The sequence below is a fragment of the Pseudoduganella danionis genome (assembly GCF_009720775.1).
GTDB classification, from domain to species: domain Bacteria; phylum Pseudomonadota; class Gammaproteobacteria; order Burkholderiales; family Burkholderiaceae_D; genus Rugamonas; species Rugamonas danionis.
Window position 1 is genome coordinate 1417760 of the sequence record NZ_WNKW01000001.1, and the last position, 17361, is coordinate 1435120.

General features: G+C 58.8%; 12 protein-coding genes and 2 tRNA genes. 12 read left to right on the forward strand and 2 right to left on the reverse strand.

Annotation, left to right across the window (positions count from 1 at the left end; genetic code table 11):
• Nucleotides 1-84 precede the first annotated feature (84 nt).
• From carA to GM655_RS06125, 4 genes are all read left to right on the forward strand, one after another.
• A complete protein-coding gene (carA, locus tag GM655_RS06110) occupies nucleotides 85-1260 on the forward strand; it encodes a glutamine-hydrolyzing carbamoyl-phosphate synthase small subunit (protein WP_155433665.1) in 1176 nt (391 codons plus the stop codon).
• Entirely contained in the window at nucleotides 1261-4491 is a 3231-nt protein-coding gene (gene carB / locus GM655_RS06115; protein ID WP_155433666.1) for a carbamoyl-phosphate synthase large subunit, read from the forward strand. It begins immediately after the preceding gene.
• 125 nt (nucleotides 4492-4616) lie between these two features.
• Nucleotides 4617-5093, forward strand: a complete 477-nt coding sequence (gene greA / locus GM655_RS06120; RefSeq protein WP_155433667.1) for a transcription elongation factor GreA — start codon at nucleotides 4617-4619, stop codon at nucleotides 5091-5093.
• Nucleotides 5093-5575, forward strand: coding sequence for a DUF4149 domain-containing protein (locus GM655_RS06125; protein ID WP_155433668.1), 483 nt, complete (start codon nucleotides 5093-5095; stop codon nucleotides 5573-5575). The genes greA and GM655_RS06125 overlap by 1 nt, the downstream gene beginning before the upstream one ends.
• Before the next feature lie 184 nt (nucleotides 5576-5759).
• Here the strand turns inward: GM655_RS06125 and yhbY are convergent, their stop codons facing one another.
• A complete protein-coding gene (gene yhbY, locus GM655_RS06130) occupies nucleotides 5760-6224 on the reverse strand; it encodes a ribosome assembly RNA-binding protein YhbY (protein WP_155433669.1) in 465 nt (154 codons plus the stop codon).
• 45 nt (nucleotides 6225-6269) lie between these two features.
• Here yhbY and GM655_RS06135 point away from each other — a divergent pair, with 45 nt between their 5' ends.
• The 6 genes from GM655_RS06135 (at nucleotide 6270) to GM655_RS06160 (ending at nucleotide 11651) form a co-directional block, all read left to right on the forward strand.
• Nucleotides 6270-6971, forward strand: coding sequence for an RlmE family RNA methyltransferase (locus GM655_RS06135; RefSeq protein WP_155433670.1), 702 nt, complete (start codon nucleotides 6270-6272; stop codon nucleotides 6969-6971).
• Nucleotides 6972-7171: 200 nt separating this feature from the next.
• A complete protein-coding gene (gene ftsH / locus GM655_RS06140) occupies nucleotides 7172-9055 on the forward strand; it encodes an ATP-dependent zinc metalloprotease FtsH (protein WP_348694101.1) in 1884 nt (627 codons plus the stop codon).
• 85 nt (nucleotides 9056-9140) lie between these two features.
• Entirely contained in the window at nucleotides 9141-9986 is an 846-nt protein-coding gene (folP, locus tag GM655_RS06145) for a dihydropteroate synthase (protein WP_155433671.1), read from the forward strand.
• Nucleotides 9987-10003: 17 nt separating this feature from the next.
• Nucleotides 10004-11341, forward strand: a complete 1338-nt coding sequence (gene glmM / locus GM655_RS06150; RefSeq protein ID WP_155433672.1) for a phosphoglucosamine mutase — start codon at nucleotides 10004-10006, stop codon at nucleotides 11339-11341.
• A gap of 82 nt (nucleotides 11342-11423) precedes the next feature.
• A tRNA-Pro gene (locus tag GM655_RS06155) sits at nucleotides 11424-11500 on the forward strand.
• A 74-nt stretch (nucleotides 11501-11574) separates the two neighbouring features.
• A tRNA-Arg gene (locus tag GM655_RS06160) sits at nucleotides 11575-11651 on the forward strand.
• A gap of 61 nt (nucleotides 11652-11712) precedes the next feature.
• Here the strand turns inward: GM655_RS06160 and GM655_RS06165 are convergent.
• On the reverse strand, nucleotides 11713-12312 hold the full coding sequence (locus GM655_RS06165) for a hypothetical protein (protein WP_155433673.1): 600 nt from the start codon (nucleotides 12310-12312) through the stop codon (nucleotides 11713-11715).
• A 564-nt stretch (nucleotides 12313-12876) separates the two neighbouring features.
• Between GM655_RS06165 and galA the strand changes: the two genes are divergently transcribed.
• Together galA and GM655_RS06175 are read left to right on the forward strand one after the other, a co-directional pair.
• On the forward strand, nucleotides 12877-15714 hold the full coding sequence (gene galA / locus GM655_RS06170; RefSeq protein ID WP_229632388.1) for a beta-galactosidase GalA: 2838 nt from the start codon (nucleotides 12877-12879) through the stop codon (nucleotides 15712-15714).
• Between the two features lie 149 nt (nucleotides 15715-15863).
• Nucleotides 15864-17330 (forward strand): serine hydrolase domain-containing protein, encoded by a 1467-nt coding sequence (locus tag GM655_RS06175; RefSeq protein WP_155433675.1) that lies wholly within the window; start codon nucleotides 15864-15866, stop codon nucleotides 17328-17330.
• The last annotated feature ends 31 nt before the right edge of the window (nucleotides 17331-17361 follow it).

Here is a 17361-nt window from a genome sequence, read left to right on the forward strand (position 1 = left end):
TATCCTTTCCAGCCTGAGATGGCTGAGATAGCACGACGGTCGTCTGACGTGGCGCAGCTACGGTAACTTTATCAGGAGTTGCCCTTGCCGCCATTTTTTTCTGGCCCCACCGTTCCAGCCATACTGGCCCTCGCTGACGGAACCATCTTCAAAGGTTTTTCGATCGGCGCTGCCGGCCACACTACCGGTGAAGTGGTCTTCAATACTTCCATGACGGGTTATCAGGAAATCCTGACCGATCCATCGTATAGCCGCCAGATGGTCACGCTGACCTATCCCCACATCGGCAACTACGGCATCAATCCTGAAGACGTCGAATCCTCCAAAGTTCATGCCGCTGGCCTGATCATCCGTGACCTGCCACTGGTCGCCTCGAATTTCCGCTCCACCCAAACCCTGTCCGAATACCTGAAGGCCGAGAACATCGTCGCCATCGCCGGTATCGATACGCGCAAGCTGACCCGTATCCTGCGCGAGAAGGGTGCCCAGTCCGGCGCCATCCTCGTGGGTACGCAAGGTAACGAGCCATCGGAATCGCAGGCACTGGATCTGGCCCGTTCCTTCCCCGGCCTGTCCGGCATGGATCTGGCCAAAGTGGTCACCGTGCAGTCGACCTACGAGTTCACCGAAACCGAATGGGCACTCGGCGAAGGCTATGGCAAGCTGGCCGATGCCTCGCCGGCCGCCCAATTCCACGTAGTGGCCTACGACTTCGGCGTCAAGCGCAATATCTTGCGCATGCTGACCTCGCGCGGCTGCAAAGTCACCGTGGTGCCAGCTCAGACCAGTGCAGCCGACGTGCTGGCGCTGAATCCGGACGGCGTGTTCCTGTCGAATGGTCCTGGCGACCCGCAGCCCTGCGATTACGCGATTGCTGCCGCCAAGGTGTTCATGGAGAAGAAGATTCCGCTGTTCGGCATCTGCCTCGGTCACCAGATCATGGGTCTGGCCTCCGGCGCCACCACCCTGAAAATGAAGTTCGGCCACCACGGCGCCAACCATCCGGTACAGGATCTGGACAGCAAAAAAGTCATGATCACGTCCCAGAACCACGGCTTCGCGGTTGATCCTAACACCCTGCCAGCCAACTGCCGCGTCACCCACGTGTCGCTGTTCGATGGTTCGCTGCAAGGCTTCGCCCGCACCGATACGCCAGCGTTCTGCTTCCAGGGTCACCCTGAAGCATCGCCCGGCCCGACTGACGTCGCTTACCTGTTTGACCGCTTCATCGGCCTGATGGAAGCTACGGAGAAAAAATAAATGCCAAAACGTTCTGATATTAAAAGCATCCTGATTATTGGTGCCGGCCCGATCATCATCGGTCAGGCTTGCGAATTCGACTACTCCGGCGCACAGGCCTGCAAGGCCCTGCGTGAAGAAGGCTACAAAGTCATTCTGGTCAACAGCAACCCTGCGACCATCATGACCGACCCGGAAATGGCCGATGTCACCTACATCGAGCCGATCACGTGGCAAGTGGTCGAGAAGATCATCGCCAAGGAAAAGCCGGACGCGATTCTGCCGACCATGGGTGGCCAGACCGCGCTGAACTGCGCGCTGGACCTGCACCGCAACGGCGTGCTGGACAAGTACAAGGTAGAGCTGATCGGCGCCACGCCGGAAGCCATCGACAAGGCTGAAGACCGCGCCAAGTTCAAGGACGCCATGACCAAGATCGGTCTGGGTTCGGCCCGTTCCGGCATCGCTCACTCGATGGACGAAGCCTGGGCTGTGCAGCGCGATGTGGGCTTCCCGACCATCATCCGTCCATCGTTCACCATGGGTGGTAGCGGCGGCGGTATCGCTTACAACGAAGAAGAATTCGAAGCCATCTGCAAACGCGGTCTGGAAGCTTCGCCAACCAACGAGCTGCTGATCGAAGAATCGCTGCTGGGCTGGAAAGAGTACGAGATGGAAGTGGTGCGCGACAAGGCGGACAACTGCATCATCATCTGCTCGATCGAAAATCTGGACCCTATGGGCGTGCACACGGGTGACTCGATCACCGTAGCACCAGCCCAGACGCTGACCGACAAGGAATACCAGATCATGCGTAACGCCTCGCTGGCGGTACTGCGTGAAATCGGTGTGGATACGGGCGGCTCGAACGTGCAGTTCTCGATCAACCCGAAAGACGGCCGCATGATCGTCATCGAGATGAACCCGCGCGTATCGCGTTCCTCGGCACTGGCTTCGAAAGCCACCGGCTTCCCGATCGCCAAAGTGGCGGCCAAGCTGGCCGTGGGCTTCACGCTGGACGAACTGCGCAACGAGATCACCGGCGGTGCCACCCCGGCCTCGTTCGAACCTTCGATCGACTACGTCGTGACCAAGATCCCGCGCTTCACCTTCGAGAAGTTCCCGACTGCCGACCACCACCTGACCACTCAGATGAAATCCGTGGGTGAAGTGATGGCGATCGGCCGCACCTTCCAGGAATCGTTCCAGAAAGCCCTGCGCGGTCTGGAAGTGGGCGTGGATGGTCTGAACGAAAAGACCAAAGACCGCGAGAAGATCGAAGAGGAACTGGGCGAGCCAGGTCCTGAGCGTATCTGGTACGTGGGCGACGCGTTCGCACAAGGCTTCACGCTGGAAGAAGTGCACCAGCTGACCAAGATCGATCCGTGGTTCCTGATCCAGATTAAAGAGATCGTCGATCTGGAACTGTGGATGGACACCCAGAAGCTGGAACAGTTGGACAAGAACACTCTGTACAAGCTGAAACAGAAGGGCTTCTCGGACCGCCGTCTGGCCTTCCTGCTGCAGACCACGCAGGCTGCCGTGCGCGCCCGTCGTCACGAACTGAACATCCGTCCGGTCTACAAGCGCGTCGATACCTGCGCAGCAGAATTCGCCACCAACACGGCGTATATGTACTCGACCTACGATGAAGAGTGCGAGTCGAATCCGACCGACAAGAAGAAGATCATGGTACTGGGCGGTGGCCCTAACCGTATCGGCCAGGGTATCGAGTTCGACTACTGCTGCGTGCACGCGGCACTGGCGATGCGCGAAGATGGCTATGAAACCATCATGGTCAACTGCAACCCAGAGACCGTATCGACCGATTACGACACCTCCGACCGTCTGTACTTCGAATCGCTGACGCTGGAAGACGTGCTGGAAATCGTCGAACTGGAAAAACCGCTGGGCGTGATCGTCCAGTACGGCGGCCAGACCCCGTTGAAACTGGCGCTGGATCTGGAAAAGAACGGCGTGCCTATCATCGGTACCTCGCCTGACATGATCGATGCTGCGGAAGACCGCGAGCGCTTCCAGCAACTGCTGCACAAACTGGATCTGCGTCAGCCGCCTAACCGTACCGCCCGTACCGAAGCCGACGCGCTGGCACTGGCACAGGAAATCGGCTACCCGCTGGTGGTGCGTCCTTCCTACGTGCTGGGCGGCCGTGCGATGGAAATCGTGCACGAGCAGCGCGATCTGGAACGTTATATGCGCGAAGCTGTGAAGGTGTCGCATGATTCGCCAGTGCTGCTGGACCGCTTCCTGAACGACGCCATCGAGTGCGACGTGGACTGCATCAGCGACGGTGAAACCACCTTTATCGGCGGCGTGATGGAACACATCGAACAGGCTGGCGTGCACTCGGGCGACTCGGCCTGCTCGCTGCCACCGTACTCGCTGGCGCAAGCGACCATCGACGAACTGAAACGCCAGACCGCGCTGATGGCCAAGGGCCTGAACGTGGTGGGTCTGATGAACGTGCAGTTCGCGATCCAGAAGCAGGAAATCAACGGCGCGCTGCAGGACGTGGTGTATGTGCTGGAAGTGAATCCGCGCGCTTCGCGTACCGTGCCGTATGTATCTAAAGCAACGGGCCTGCAACTGGCCAAGATTGCCGCACGCTGCATGGTCGGCCAGACGCTGGCACAGCAGGGCGTGACGCAGGAAGTCGTACCTTCCTACTACAGCGTGAAAGAAGCCGTGTTCCCGTTCGTGAAATTCCCTGGCGTGGACACCATCCTCGGCCCTGAGATGAAATCGACCGGTGAAGTGATGGGCGTGGGTAAAACCTTCGGTGAAGCCTTCGTCAAATCGCAGATGGGTGCAGGCATCAAGCTGCCGAAATCGGGCAAGGTATTCCTGTCGGTGAAATCGTCGGACAAGCCGCGCGCTGTGAAAGTGGCACGTGATCTGGTGGAAATCGGCTTCACGCTGGTGGCTACCAAGGGTACGGCTGCCGTGATCGCCGCTGCCGGCATCCCTGTCACCCCCGTCAACAAGGTGGTGGAAGGTCGTCCGCACGTGGTCGACATGATCAAAAACCACGAAATCGTACTGGTGATCAATACGGTGGAAGAAAAGCGCAGCGCCATCACGGACTCGCGCGCCATCCGTACCTCGTCGCTGGCGGCCCGCGTGACCACCTACACCACCATCGCCGGTGCCGAAGCGGCGGTGGAAGGTATCCGTCATCTGGATCAGTTGCAAGTGTACGATTTACAAGGGCTGCATAAAACCTTACACTAAGGTTCTTGAGTCAGCGCGGTGTTCCACTGCGCTGACGCCAAGCAGGACTTCCTAACCACAGAGCTCGCGCAGCAGGCAGGCGCGGCCTCTGTGGTTTTCCATTGTTACAACAGAGTAAATACAAGATGACTTCAGTTCCACTTACCAAGTTCGGCGCAGAGCTGCTCCGCGAAGAGTTGCACCAGTTGAAGCACGTAGAGCGCCGCGTCGTGATCGACGCCATCGCCGAAGCCCGTTCGCACGGCGACCTGTCGGAAAATGCCGAATACGATGCGGCCAAAGAGCGTCAAGCCTTTGTCGAAGGCCGTATTGCCGAACTGGAAGGCAAGCTGAGCACGGCTCAGATCATTGATCCGACCACCCTGGACGCCGAAGGCCGCGTGGTGTTCGCTTCGACCGTGGATCTGGAAGATCTGGAATCGGGCGCCAAAGTGACCTACCAAATCGTCGGCATCGATGAAGCTGACCTGAAACTGAGCAAGGTTTCCGTGACTTCGCCTATCGCCCGTGCCCTGATCGGCAAATCGGCTGGTGACGTAGTGGAAGTGCAGGCCCCGTCGGGTCCGCGCGAATACGAAATTCTGGAAGTGCGTTACGTCTGATGTTACTCGCACGTACACGGCTACTGGTTGCAACGCTGTGGGCGGGCAGTATCTGGACGGTCGGCTATCTGGCCGCGCCGACCCTGTTTGCCACGCTGAGTGACCGTGTGCTGGCTGGCAATATTGCCGCCAATTTATTCGCCCATCAGGCCTGGCTGTCGATTGCCTGCGCGCTCGTGATGCTGGCTTTGCTGTGGGTAGGGCGCGGTAGCGAGACGGGCGGCATTTTTGCCGGTTCGGCCGCCAATTCGGCAGCCCGTACCCGCCGCGTGCTGTTGGTGATCGTCGCCATCATGCTGGCCTGCACCCTGATCATGCACTTCGGTCTGCAGCCGATGATGGCCAGCCTGCGCGCTGCGGCCGGTCCCGGCGGCGTGATGGAAGAAGCCGCCCACAACGAGTTCGGCATATTGCACGGCATTTCCAGCAGCGTTTATCTGGTGCAGAGCTTGCTGGCCGCCTGGCTAGTCGTCAAACAATAAACCACGGGGTCAGGTCGGGCAAAGTGCAGGTGTCAGGTCGGGCATCGGGGCAAAATGTTGAGTGCCCCATTGCCCGACCTGACACCGACACTTTGCCCGACCTGACCCCAAATAAAAAAGCGGGGCCAGAGCATGCGGCATGCTCTGGCCCCGAATTTCTCGCAAAAACGCGGTCTAAACCGGCTTAGCCCAGACTCTTTTTGGTCGATTTCTGACGCACTTTGGCGCGTTTGATGTTGCCGCCCTGGGTGACGCGTTCGTTGCCTTTCAGCAGAACTTTGGTCACGGATGGACGTTTGGTGCCGCTTGGGCTAGGCTTGACGATGGTGACTTCGCGCAGACCGCGGCCAGCCGTGGCGCTACGCTCGTTCGCTGCTTCCTTTTTAGGACGGTAGAGCACCAGCAGTTTGCCGATGTGTTGCACTGGAGCAGCGTCGAGCTGTTCGCAGATGCTTTCATACATGGCAATACGGGCTTCGCGGTCGTCGCCGAACACGCGCACCTTGATCAGACCATGGGAGTCGAGGCCCAGCGAGATTTCCTTGAGGACGTTGGCGGTTAATCCCGCCTCGCCGATCAGGACGATAGGCTTGAGACCATGCGCTTCGGCGCGCAGTGCGCTGCGCTCAACGGGTGTAAGTTTTTGCATAATAATATTTTTTAGTAGTTCCCTTAAAGGCAGTATTCTACGCGAATGGCAAAGAACAAAATCAACAAAAACTGGATTCACGACCACATTAACGATCCTTACGTGAAATTAGCGCAAAAAGAGGGCTTCCGCGCCCGTGCTGCGTTCAAGCTCAAGGAGATCGATGAGGACGAGAAGCTGATCAAACCGGGCCAGGTCATTGTCGATCTGGGCTGTACGCCGGGCAGCTGGGGCCAGTACACGCGTCGCAAGCTGGCCGGCAAGGAAGGCGGCGGCATCAATGGCACGCTGATCGGGCTGGATATCCTGCCGATGGAGCCGATTGCCGATTTCCACTTTATCCAGGGCGATTTCCGCGAGCCGGAAGTGTTGCAACAGCTCGAAAATGTGGTGCAAGGTCAAAAAGTCGATCTGGTGCTGTCCGATATGGCGCCCAATCTGTCGGGTATTGCTGCCTCCGATGCGGCGCGGATGGAACATCTGATCGATCTGGCCATCGAATTTTCGCAAGCCCATTTGAAGCCGGGCGGGGCGCTGCTGGTGAAATGCTTTAAAGACATGGGTTTCAACGACATCGTGCTGAAGTTCCGTCAGGAATTCAAAACCGTGACCCAGAAGAAGCCGAAAGCCAGTCGCGACAAGTCGTCGGAAATCTTCCTGCTGGGGCGCGGACTGAAAAATCCGACGGAAGGCATGCTTTCTTCGCAACCTTATGATGACGGGGATTTCCCGCCCGTCCGCCCTTGATATTTGCCTGACGGGCCGCACATAGCCACCGTGAAGATCAGTTTTGACTTGATCGCACCCGTGTTTTGGTCAAATAATGTGTTTTAGGCGAGAAATCTGCGCGCACCCCTGAATGGCCTTCTGGCAGTGGCTGTTTATTGCAGGTAAAATCGGATTTCAAGCTATAGGTTACAGATGCGCCCCGCATCCAAGGAGTTTTCGTGAATAACATGTTTTCCAAATCCGCCATCTGGGTAGTTGTGGTGTTGCTGCTGCTGATGTTGTACAAGCAGTTCGACAGCCATAGCGTGTCCGGTGGTCCTAAAACGATCGCTTATTCCGATTTGCTGGATGAGGTTAAAGCCAAGCGCATCAAGGATGTGGTGATCGAAGGCGCCAACATCACTGCCACCCGCAGCGATGACACCAAGGTGCGCTCGACCGCCACCATGCTCGATCGCGGTCTGGTCGGTGACCTGCGCGATGCCGGCATCCACTTCGATATCAAACCACCAGAAGAGCCTGGCTTCCTGCAGCAGGTCTTTGTGTCGTGGTTCCCTATGCTGCTCTTGATCGGCGTGTGGATTTTCTTCATGCGCCAGATGCAGGGCGGCGGCAAGGGCGGTGCGTTCTCCTTCGGTAAATCGAAGGCACGCATGATGGACGAAACCAATAACACCGTGACTTTTGCCGATGTGGCCGGTTGCGATGAAGCCAAGGAAGAAGTCAACGAAATCGTCGACTTCCTGAAAGACCCGAGCAAATTCCAGAAACTGGGCGGCCGCATTCCACGCGGCGTGCTGATGGTTGGTCCTCCGGGCACGGGTAAAACCCTGCTGGCGCGCGCGATTGCCGGTGAAGCCAAAGTACCGTTCTTCTCGATTTCTGGTTCGGACTTCGTGGAAATGTTTGTCGGCGTGGGCGCTAGCCGCGTACGCGACATGTTCGAAAACGCGAAAAAGCACTCGCCTTGCATCATCTTCATCGACGAAATCGATGCGGTCGGTCGTCACCGTGGCGCCGGCATGGGCGGCGGTAATGACGAACGCGAGCAGACGCTGAACCAGCTGCTGGTGGAAATGGACGGCTTTGAAGCATCGTCCGGCGTGATCGTGGTGGCGGCTACCAACCGTGCCGACGTGCTCGATAAAGCGCTGCTGCGTCCGGGCCGTTTCGACCGTCAGGTTTCGGTAGGCCTGCCGGACATCCGCGGCCGCGAACAGATCCTGAACGTGCACATGCGCAAAGTGCCTATCGGCACCGACGTCAAGGCTGACATTCTGGCCCGTGGTACGCCCGGCTTCTCGGGTGCCGATCTGGCCAATCTGGTCAACGAGGCAGCCCTGTTTGCCGCGCGTCGCAGCAAGCGTCTGGTCGACATGATCGACTTCGAAGATGCCAAGGACAAGATCTTCATGGGGCCGGAACGCAAGTCCATGATCATCCGCGAGGAAGAGCGTCGCAACACGGCTTACCACGAGTCCGGTCACGCTGTGGTAGCCAAGCTGCTGCCCAAGGCTGATCCCGTGCACAAAGTCACCATCATGCCGCGTGGCTGGGCACTGGGCCTGACCTGGCAGCTGCCTGAGCACGACAATATTTCGGGCTACAAGGACAAGATGCTGGAAGAAATTTCCATCCTGTTCGGTGGCCGTATCGCGGAAGAAATCTTTGTCGGCCAGATGTCGACCGGTGCTTCCAACGACTTTGCCCGTGCCACCAAGCTGGCCCGTTCGATGGTGACGCGCTTCGGTATGTCCGACAGCATGGGCGTGATGGTGTACGAAGATAGCCAGAACGATGGTTTCTTCGGTGGTGCTTCCAAGACCATTTCGGAAGCCACCCAGCAACTGGTCGATGCGGAAATCCGCCGCATCCTCGATACCCAGTACCAACTGGCGCGCAAGCTGCTGGAAGAAAACCGCGACAAGGTCGAAGTGATGACCAAGGCGCTGCTGGAATGGGAAACCATCGATGCCGACCAGATCAACGACATCATGGCCGGTCTGGAACCACGTGCACCGAAAGCTGGCGTAACCATCCGCAAGCAGCCACCTAGCGATGGCGGTTCGGGCGTAGCGCCTAGCGTCACGGCACCAGCCTAAGCAGCTAGCCTAGCTTGTTCTAGCGGCAAGTAACATCGGGGTGAGGAGTGATCCTCGCCCCTTTTTCATTGTACTGACACACTCCATGCATAGCACTTTACAGTTTGGCCGCTTCAACTACCCCCTGAGCGGCGAACACGCCCGCGCCCTTGTGATGGGCATCCTGAATATCACCCCCGACTCCTTCTCTGATGGCGGCCAGCACCATACGCTGGAATTTGCCATTTCCCATGCCGAGGAAATGATACGCGACGGCGTCGATATCATCGATGTGGGTGGCGAATCGAGCCGGCCCGGTGCCGACCCGCTGCCGCTCGAGCAGGAATTGCAGCGCGTGATGCCGGTGCTGTACGCGCTGCGCGATCAGGGTCCGGCCATCTCGGTGGATACCTACAAGCCGCAGGTGATGCGCGAAGCCATCATCGCCGGTGTCGACATGATCAACGATATCAACGGCTTCCGCGCGCCCGGTGCGATCGAGGCTGTGCGCGATAGCGATTGCGCGCTGTGCATCATGCACATGCAGAAAGACCCGCAGCACATGCAACTGGCGCCCCAGTACGGCGATGTGGTGGCCGAAGTCATCACCTTTTTGCGTGAGCGTATCGAGGCCATGACGGCGGCCGGCATTGATCCGCGCCGCATCTGTGTCGATCCGGGCTTTGGATTTGGCAAGACCTTAGAGCATAATTATGTTTTGCTAAGATCTACGGCGCGTATCATTGCCGAGCTACAGATGCCGCTGCTGGCTGGCCTGTCGCGCAAGTCCATGGTGGGTGCCGTGACGGGCAAGCCGGTCGAGCAGCGTATGGCAGGCAGTCTGGGCGGTGCTTTGGCTGCGGTAGCGCAAGGTGCTGTGATCGTGCGCGTGCATGATGTGGCGGAAACCGTAGATGCTTTGAAAGTCTGGCAGGCTGGAATTAACCGATAACGATAGAGAGAAACACAATGTCCCGTAAATATTTTGGTACCGATGGCATCCGTGGTCTGGTAGGCGAAGCTCCGATTACGCCGGATTTTGTGATGCGCCTCGGTTATGCTGCCGGCAAAGTGCTGGCCAGTGGCCGTAGCGGCACCTCGCGCCCGACCGTGCTGATCGGCAAAGATACCCGTATTTCCGGCTATATGCTGGAAGCGGCACTGGAAGCTGGTTTCTCGGCCGCTGGTGTGGACGTGATGCTGGCCGGCCCTATGCCGACGCCGGCGATTGCCTACCTGACGCGCGCGCTGCGCCTGTCCGCTGGCGTGGTGATTTCGGCCTCGCATAATCCTTTCCAGGATAACGGCATCAAATTCTTCTCCGAGCATGGCACCAAGCTGCCGGATGCAGTGGAACTGGAGATTGAAGCTGCGCTGGATCAGCCGATGTCTTGCGTCTCGTCGGAAAAGCTGGGCCGCGCCAAGCGTCTGGACGACGCCAACGGCCGCTACGTGGAATTCTGCAAGAGTACCTTCCCGAACGAACTCGATCTGCACGGCATGAAATTGGTGGTTGATTGCGCCCACGGCGCTGCCTACAACATCGCGCCGCACGTATTCCACGAGCTGGGCGCCGAGGTTATCGCCATAGGCAACAAGCCTGACGGTTTCAATATCAACCTCAAGCACGGCGCTACCGCACCGGCAGCCATGGCTGAAGCCGTGCAGGCCCATGGCGCCGACCTCGGTATCGCACTGGATGGCGATGCTGACCGCCTGATCATGTGCGATGCCAATGGCCGCCTGTATAACGGCGACGAACTGCTGTACCTGATGGTGATGGACCGTCTGGCTACGGGCCCAGTGGCTGGCGCCGTCGGCACGCTGATGACGAATATGGCCGTGGAAGTGGCGCTGAAACAGAAGGGCATAGGTTTTGCCCGCGCCAAAGTGGGCGACCGCTATGTACTCGAAGTGATGAAGGAAAATGGCTGGATGCTCGGCGGCGAAGGCTCGGGCCACCTGCTGTGCCTCGACAAGCACACCACGGGCGACGGCATCATCTCGGCGCTGCAAGTGCTGTCGGCGCTCAAGCGTGCCGGCAAATCGCTGGCCGATTGCACCAAGGATCTGGTGATCTTCCCGCAAGCGCTGGTCAACGTGCGCGTGACCCCGGGCTTTGACTGGACCAAGAATGCTGCCATGGTGGCTGAGAAGGAAGCGGTCGAGCGCGAACTGGGCGATAGCGGCCGCGTACTGATCCGCGCATCAGGCACGGAACCTCTGATCCGCGTGATGGTTGAAGCGCGTGAAGAGGATGCAGCGCAAAGCATGGCGCGCCGGATTGCCGACAAAATGGCGGCTTGAGGCAGGACTGAATCTTTTGCTAATGAAAGAAAATGCTTGCTCACATTGACGTTATAGAGAGCAAGCGTTAGAATGATGTCTTCGGAGTGTGGCGCAGCCCGGTAGCGCACCTGGTTTGGGACCAGGGGGTCCAAGGTTCGAATCCTTGTACTCCGACCAAAATACTAAAACGGGTTGTCGTTAAGACAGCCCGTTTTTCATTTCCGGCGGCAATTCCCGTCGCGACAAAAAAACTGCCCATAGCTCAGTTGGATAGAGCATCAGCCTTCTAAGCTGAGGGTCGCAGGTTCGATTCCTGCTGGGCAGGCCAGTATTCAGCCAAGTTTATAAGTAGCGCAACTTGTGTGATCGAGCGTATCGATCTGCCCCAGTCATTCTGCCGTCTCACACGATATTTTGGCCTTATTCTCAGGGTCGATATTTCGAATGGAACATGCTGTCGATACATAGCGCTTCCCGTCATAGTGCCAGGTAGATCTGGCTTCCCATTCCGCAGTATGTCCAAACAGTTCCAGGTCGCGATATCCGTTGCTTCGATGCCTTAGTACGCGCACTTCGTCGCCACCATAGGCAAAAACAATCTGATAGTCCGTCTTGGCATTTTTTCGTACGCCAACCACTAGCCAATAGCGGAACAGATGAGCGCCATAAAAAGCTGAACAATAGGGCTGAAGTGCCGGACGGACAAAGTAGTCGGGCAATTCATCGCCGTTCAAATCGATACGCCTAGATGAAAAAAAGCGGTTCGCAGACATGCCATGTTCTCGACTTGACCGCAGGCATTCATTGAATAGCAAGTTATCTTGGGTTTCGCCATGAAGAATTAACTTTACAACTTCTGGCGGAGGCCTAGTCGCGTGAATTAATTCCGACTCGGTAGCTGATGACATCAAGACCTGTGCATGTAGAGGCAGGTGGAATATGGCCGCCAATTGGCCAGACAAGCAAATTCCGAGTGGTGCGATTTTCATGATTGACCTCGGTATTCTTCCTGACGGGGTTGCCTTGAGCAGACTTTCAAAGTCTCGTGCAATCGCATCTGCCTTGTAAGGTATATGTTGGGTGGCCAACAATGGTATTGCTGGCGAATAGCATCAGGGGAAGAAACTGAAGAAAATATTTGTCTCGCATTGAATGCTTCCTGCAATGTAGGCGCTTAATTTTTACACTTTCTTTGAAGGCCAGCGAGACATAGAGCAAGGATGTTGCAAACATAATTTCTGACTTGGAGCGCCTAGTTAATTCGACTCGGCGACCCTCAGCTTAGAAGGCTGATGCTCTAGTCAACTGAGTTATGGACAGGCTGTATCGAGACGATAAATGCCGGCGGGTCAGATATTTAGAATTTCCCCCCCCCTAACTCGTGCGCGAAATTGTCTATTCCGGAATCGTATAGTTGGAATCGTTAAAGTCATTGGTGAGCGTGAGTATGATTGCGTAACATCGAAGCGATCTGTGATAACTACTCCGCGAGTCACCCCCCGATGATTTCCACTCTGCTCTTTATCCTGCGCGGTTGCAGCGCAGCGATGGCTATGCTGCTGACGCTTGGCATTTCCGTGGTAGCGCTTGCAGCTCCTGACATCGCTTCGGTATCCGCGTCGGCCAACACAGGCCGCGAACGCCTGTCGCTCGATCGTGGCTGGCTGTTCCATCTGGGCGATATCGTGTCGCCTGAAGTGAAAGGGCATGGCGCCAGCTATGGCTACGGCAAGGCCGGCTTTGCGTGGGGCCCGGCCGGCACCACCTATGATGACGGCGATTGGCGCACGCTCAATCTGCCGCATGACTGGGCGGTGGAGGGGCCGTTTGACGCGCAGGAAAATCTGGCGCAGGGTTACCGTCCGCGCGGGGTAGGCTGGTACCGGCGCTACCTGCGCATCGAGCCGGCCGAACGGGGACGCCAGTTCGAGCTGCAGTTCGATGCGATTGCGACCCATGCGACGGTGTGGGTCAACGGTATCCTCGTGCATCGCAACTGGTCCGGCTACAACGGAAGTAACATCGATATCACGCCCTACCTGCGTTACGGTGACGAGATGAATACCATCGCGGTACGGGCCGATGCCGTGCCCATGGAAGGCTGGTGGTATGAAGGCGCAGGTATTTATCGCCATGCGTGGCTGGTCAAACGCGCGCCGCTGCATATCGCGACGGACGGCTTGCACGCCACGCCGCGTCGTAGCCCGCAGGGGCGTTGGACGATACCGGTTGCTGTCACGCTCAAGAATGGCGGCAAGGCTGGCGCCAGTGCGATGGTTGAAGTCACGCTACGCGATCCGTCGGGCGTGCTGGTGGCTAGCCGGCGCAGCAAAATTCAGGTGCCTGTGCTGGCGCAGGCCGTGGCGCAGCTGCCGCTGGCAATCGATAAGCCGCTACTGTGGTCGTTAGAACAGCCGCAGCTGTATCAGGTCAGCGCGAAGGTGATACAGAATGGTGCGACGATTGATGAGACGAGCCTGAACACCGGTCTGCGCGACATGCATTTCGATCCGGCCCGCGGCGCCTTCCTGAACGGCCGCCACGTCAAGCTGCAGGGCGTGAGCATCCATCAGGATCACGCCGGTGTGGGCGTGGCTGTGCCCGATGCCATCTGGGCCTACCGTTTGCGTAGGCTGAAGGAGCTGGGTGCCAATGCCATCCGGTTCACCCACGGTGCACCAGCGGCCGAAATTCTCGACATGGCCGACCGCATGGGCTTTCTCGTGATGGACGAGAACCGCAACTTCAATATCTCTCCCGACTATCTGCCGCAGCTCGAGTGGCTGGTGCGACGCGACCGTCACCATCCGAGCGTGGTACTGTGGTCGCTGTTCAATGAAGAACCCATGCAATCGACGGAAGCGGGCTACCAGATGACGCGCACCATGGCCGCTGCCGTCAAGGCGCTGGATGATACGCGGCCCGTGACGGCCGCCATGAACGGTGGCTTCTTCGGACCATACAGCGTGGCCCATGCGCTCGACGTGGTAGGAGCGAATTATCAGGTCGACGCTTACGACAAGTTCCATCAGCAGTTCCCCAACGTGCCGTTCACGAGTTCAGAAGATACGTCGGCCTTCATGACGCGCGGCGTCTACAGCACAGACCAGAGCACCAATGTGTTTGCCAGCTACGACGAGGATTACGCCAGCTGGGGCAACAGCCATCGCGATGCGTGGGAGGCGATTGCGCGCCGGCCCTACGTGGCAGGCGGCTTTGTCTGGACGGGGTTCGACTATCGTGGCGAACCCACGCCCAACCAGTGGCCTGCTGTGAATTCGGTATTCGGCATCATGGACCTGAATGGTTTCGCCAAGAATGCCTATTACATTCATCAGGTGCAGTGGATCAAAGACCAGCCACTGGTGCACATAGCGCCGCACTGGAACTGGGCCGGCCGCGAGGGACAGCAAATCCGCGTGATGGTGATGTCGAACGCGGACAAGGTGGCGTTGCTGCTGAACGGACAGCTGCTGGGCGAACAACAGGTGGATCCGTACCGCATGAACTACTTCCAGGTGGCTTACGCGCCGGGCAAGCTGGAGGCGCTCGCCTACCGCGACGGCAAGCAGGTCGCCCATACTTCGGTAGAAACGACCGGCGCCGCAGTCCGGATAGAGCTAGTACCTGACCGCGGTGAATTGTGCGGCGATGGTCGTGACGCCATGCCGATTACCGTACGCGCACTGGACGCGCAAGGGCGCCCCGTACCGCTGGCCGATGCGGAGATTCGCTTTGCCGTGCATGGTGCCGGGCGGTCTCTCGGCCATGGCAACGGCGATCCGACCTCGCACGAGGACGAACAGGGCCCGACGCGCCGGCTGTTTAACGGACTGGCGCAGCTGATCGTGCAATCGCAGGACGACAGCGCAGGCGAGCTGGTAGTGGAGGCTAGCGCCCAGGGGCTGGCGCCGGCACGGCTGGTGCTGCCGGTACGCGCGACCGCGCCCATAGCGACCCAGCCAGCATCGGCGGCACCATATAACACGGTTAACTACTGGCGTATTTCACCGCACAGTGATGTGCGGCCAGACCCGAATCAGGCGCTGGCGGACTTCGATATGAACACCTGGGAATATGGCGATCCGCCTATGCTGCATGCAGCACAAAGCGCGCAGCCTGGCTACCGGATTTTCCGCGCCAGTTTCACGCCACGCAAAAAGCTCGCCGATGGCGGCGGCATGCTGCATTTCCTGCGTCTGGCCGGACGGGCCGAAGTCTGGCTCGATGGCCGCCTGATCGGCCGCAAGGATGATTACGCGCCAGCGCCGTTGCGCGTGGCTCTGCCGGCGGGTTCTGGTGCGCGCCAGCTGAATGTACTGATCGAAGGACAGCAGGGACAGCGCAGCGGAATCGAAGGTGTGGTGCGGATCGAACCGGCGTTCCCCTGAGCGGCCCGTGCGCCACCGCCAGGGATAGTGGAAATTAATGTCGTTCCAATTTTGATAAGATGATATTCTTAATAAAAATGACAACGCCGCCTGGCCACTGATCGCGCTGTAGCGCGTGCTGTTAGTGCAGGCGGAATCGGGAGACGATATTGCGGGCAGCGGCATGGTTATCGGCATTATGGCTGGCGGCAGGCGTGGCGCAGGCGCAGACTCAAACTTACACTCACACAGCCGTGCCGCCACAAGCGCAGATACAGGCACGCATAGCGCGGGTAGAGCAGGGCCTGTTGTTGCCGGTGGTGGTGCAAGGGCAGGCGGCACCCGCCATGACGCTGCAGCAGCGCATGGCCTACTGGCGCGTGCCCGGTGTGAGCGTGGCACTGATCAACCAGGGTGCAATCGAATGGTCGCGCGCCTATGGCGTTACGGATGCCGGCGGCCAGCAGGCCGTCACTCCTGAGACGCTGTTTCAGGCCGGCTCGGTGAGCAAACCAGTGACGGCGGCGCTGGTCATGCGGCTGGCGGCGGCCGGCAAGCTGGATCCCGATGAAGATGTCAATCTGCGCCTGCGCGACTGGCAGGTGCCTGCAGGCGCAGCCGCAGTCACGGCCCGTACTTTGCTAAGCCATACGGCAGGCATGCCCGAATATGGCCTGACTGGCTATGCCGCTGCCGCCAGCACACCGACCCTGTTGCAGGTTTTGCGCGGCGAGGCGCCGGCCACTAATCCACCCGTCACGCGCAGCAGCCAGCATGACTATGCCTATTCCAGCCTGGGTTATGTGGTGCTGCAGCAGTATCTCGAGGCTGTCATGCAGCAGCCTTTCGCCGCACTGGCGCAAGCGGAAGTGCTGCAGCCGCTGGGCATGCAGGCCTCGTTGTTTGCGCCGTCGCCTCCAGCACCGCAGGCTGCATTGGCCGCTGCTGGTCATGATCTGGATGGCGCTGTGCTGGCTGGACGCTGGCGCCGTCATCCCGAACTGGCGCCTACTGGTTTATGGAGCACGGCGACGGATCTGGCGCGCTTCGCACTGGCCGTGCAGGATGCGGCCGCAGGCCAGAACCGGCAATGGCTGGCGCCATCGGTGGGCAAGGCGATGCTCACGCCGGTGAGCAATGAATACGGGCTAGGCTTCGAGCTCGATCATGTCGGCAAGGCCGCAGCATTCCACCACAGCGGCTCGACCATAGGCTATAAAGCGCTGCTGTTTGCCTATACGCAGACGGGGCAGGGCGCAGTCATCCTGACCAATGGCGATAGCGCCTGGCCGCTGATCGAGGAACTGATGCGTAGTATTGCAGCCGAATATGGCTGGGAAGATTACCGGCCTATCGTGCGTACGGCTGCGCCAGCGCGGACCGATCTGTTTGACCAGTTCACCGGGCAGTTCAAGGTGGCCAATACCACGCTGCGGATTTCGCGCGTAGGCGAGAAGCTGATGGTGGCGGGGCCGCCGCTGGGGCCTGCCGCGCTGGAGCTGATCGCGGCCGGACCGTATGATTATTTTGTGCGCGAGAAGGATGCGACGCTGCATTTCGATGCAAATCAGGGCCAGCCCGTGCAGACCCTGACGCTGCATGATGGTCGCCCGCGTCCGGGTAAGCGCCTGCCTTGATGCTGCAGTCTTATGTAGCCTGCGACTGGCA

Bases quoted from the DNA above. Each gene is read 5' to 3' on its own strand.
- carB (WP_155433666.1), top strand. From the start codon at position 1,261: ATGCCAAAACGTTCTGATATTAAAAGCATCCTGATTATTGGTGCCGGC.
- greA (WP_155433667.1), top strand. From the start codon at position 4,617: ATGACTTCAGTTCCACTTACCAAGTTCGGCGCAGAGCTGCTCCGCGAA.
- GM655_RS06125 (WP_155433668.1), top strand. From the start codon at position 5,093: ATGTTACTCGCACGTACACGGCTACTGGTTGCAACGCTGTGGGCGGGC.
- yhbY (WP_155433669.1), bottom strand. From the start codon at position 6,224: ATGCAAAAACTTACACCCGTTGAGCGCAGCGCACTGCGCGCCGAAGCG.
- GM655_RS06135 (WP_155433670.1), top strand. From the start codon at position 6,270: ATGGCAAAGAACAAAATCAACAAAAACTGGATTCACGACCACATTAAC.
- folP (WP_155433671.1), top strand. From the start codon at position 9,141: ATGCATAGCACTTTACAGTTTGGCCGCTTCAACTACCCCCTGAGCGGC.
- glmM (WP_155433672.1), top strand. From the start codon at position 10,004: ATGTCCCGTAAATATTTTGGTACCGATGGCATCCGTGGTCTGGTAGGC.
- GM655_RS06165 (WP_155433673.1), bottom strand. From the start codon at position 12,312: ATGAAAATCGCACCACTCGGAATTTGCTTGTCTGGCCAATTGGCGGCC.
- galA (WP_229632388.1), top strand. From the start codon at position 12,877: ATGCTGCTGACGCTTGGCATTTCCGTGGTAGCGCTTGCAGCTCCTGAC.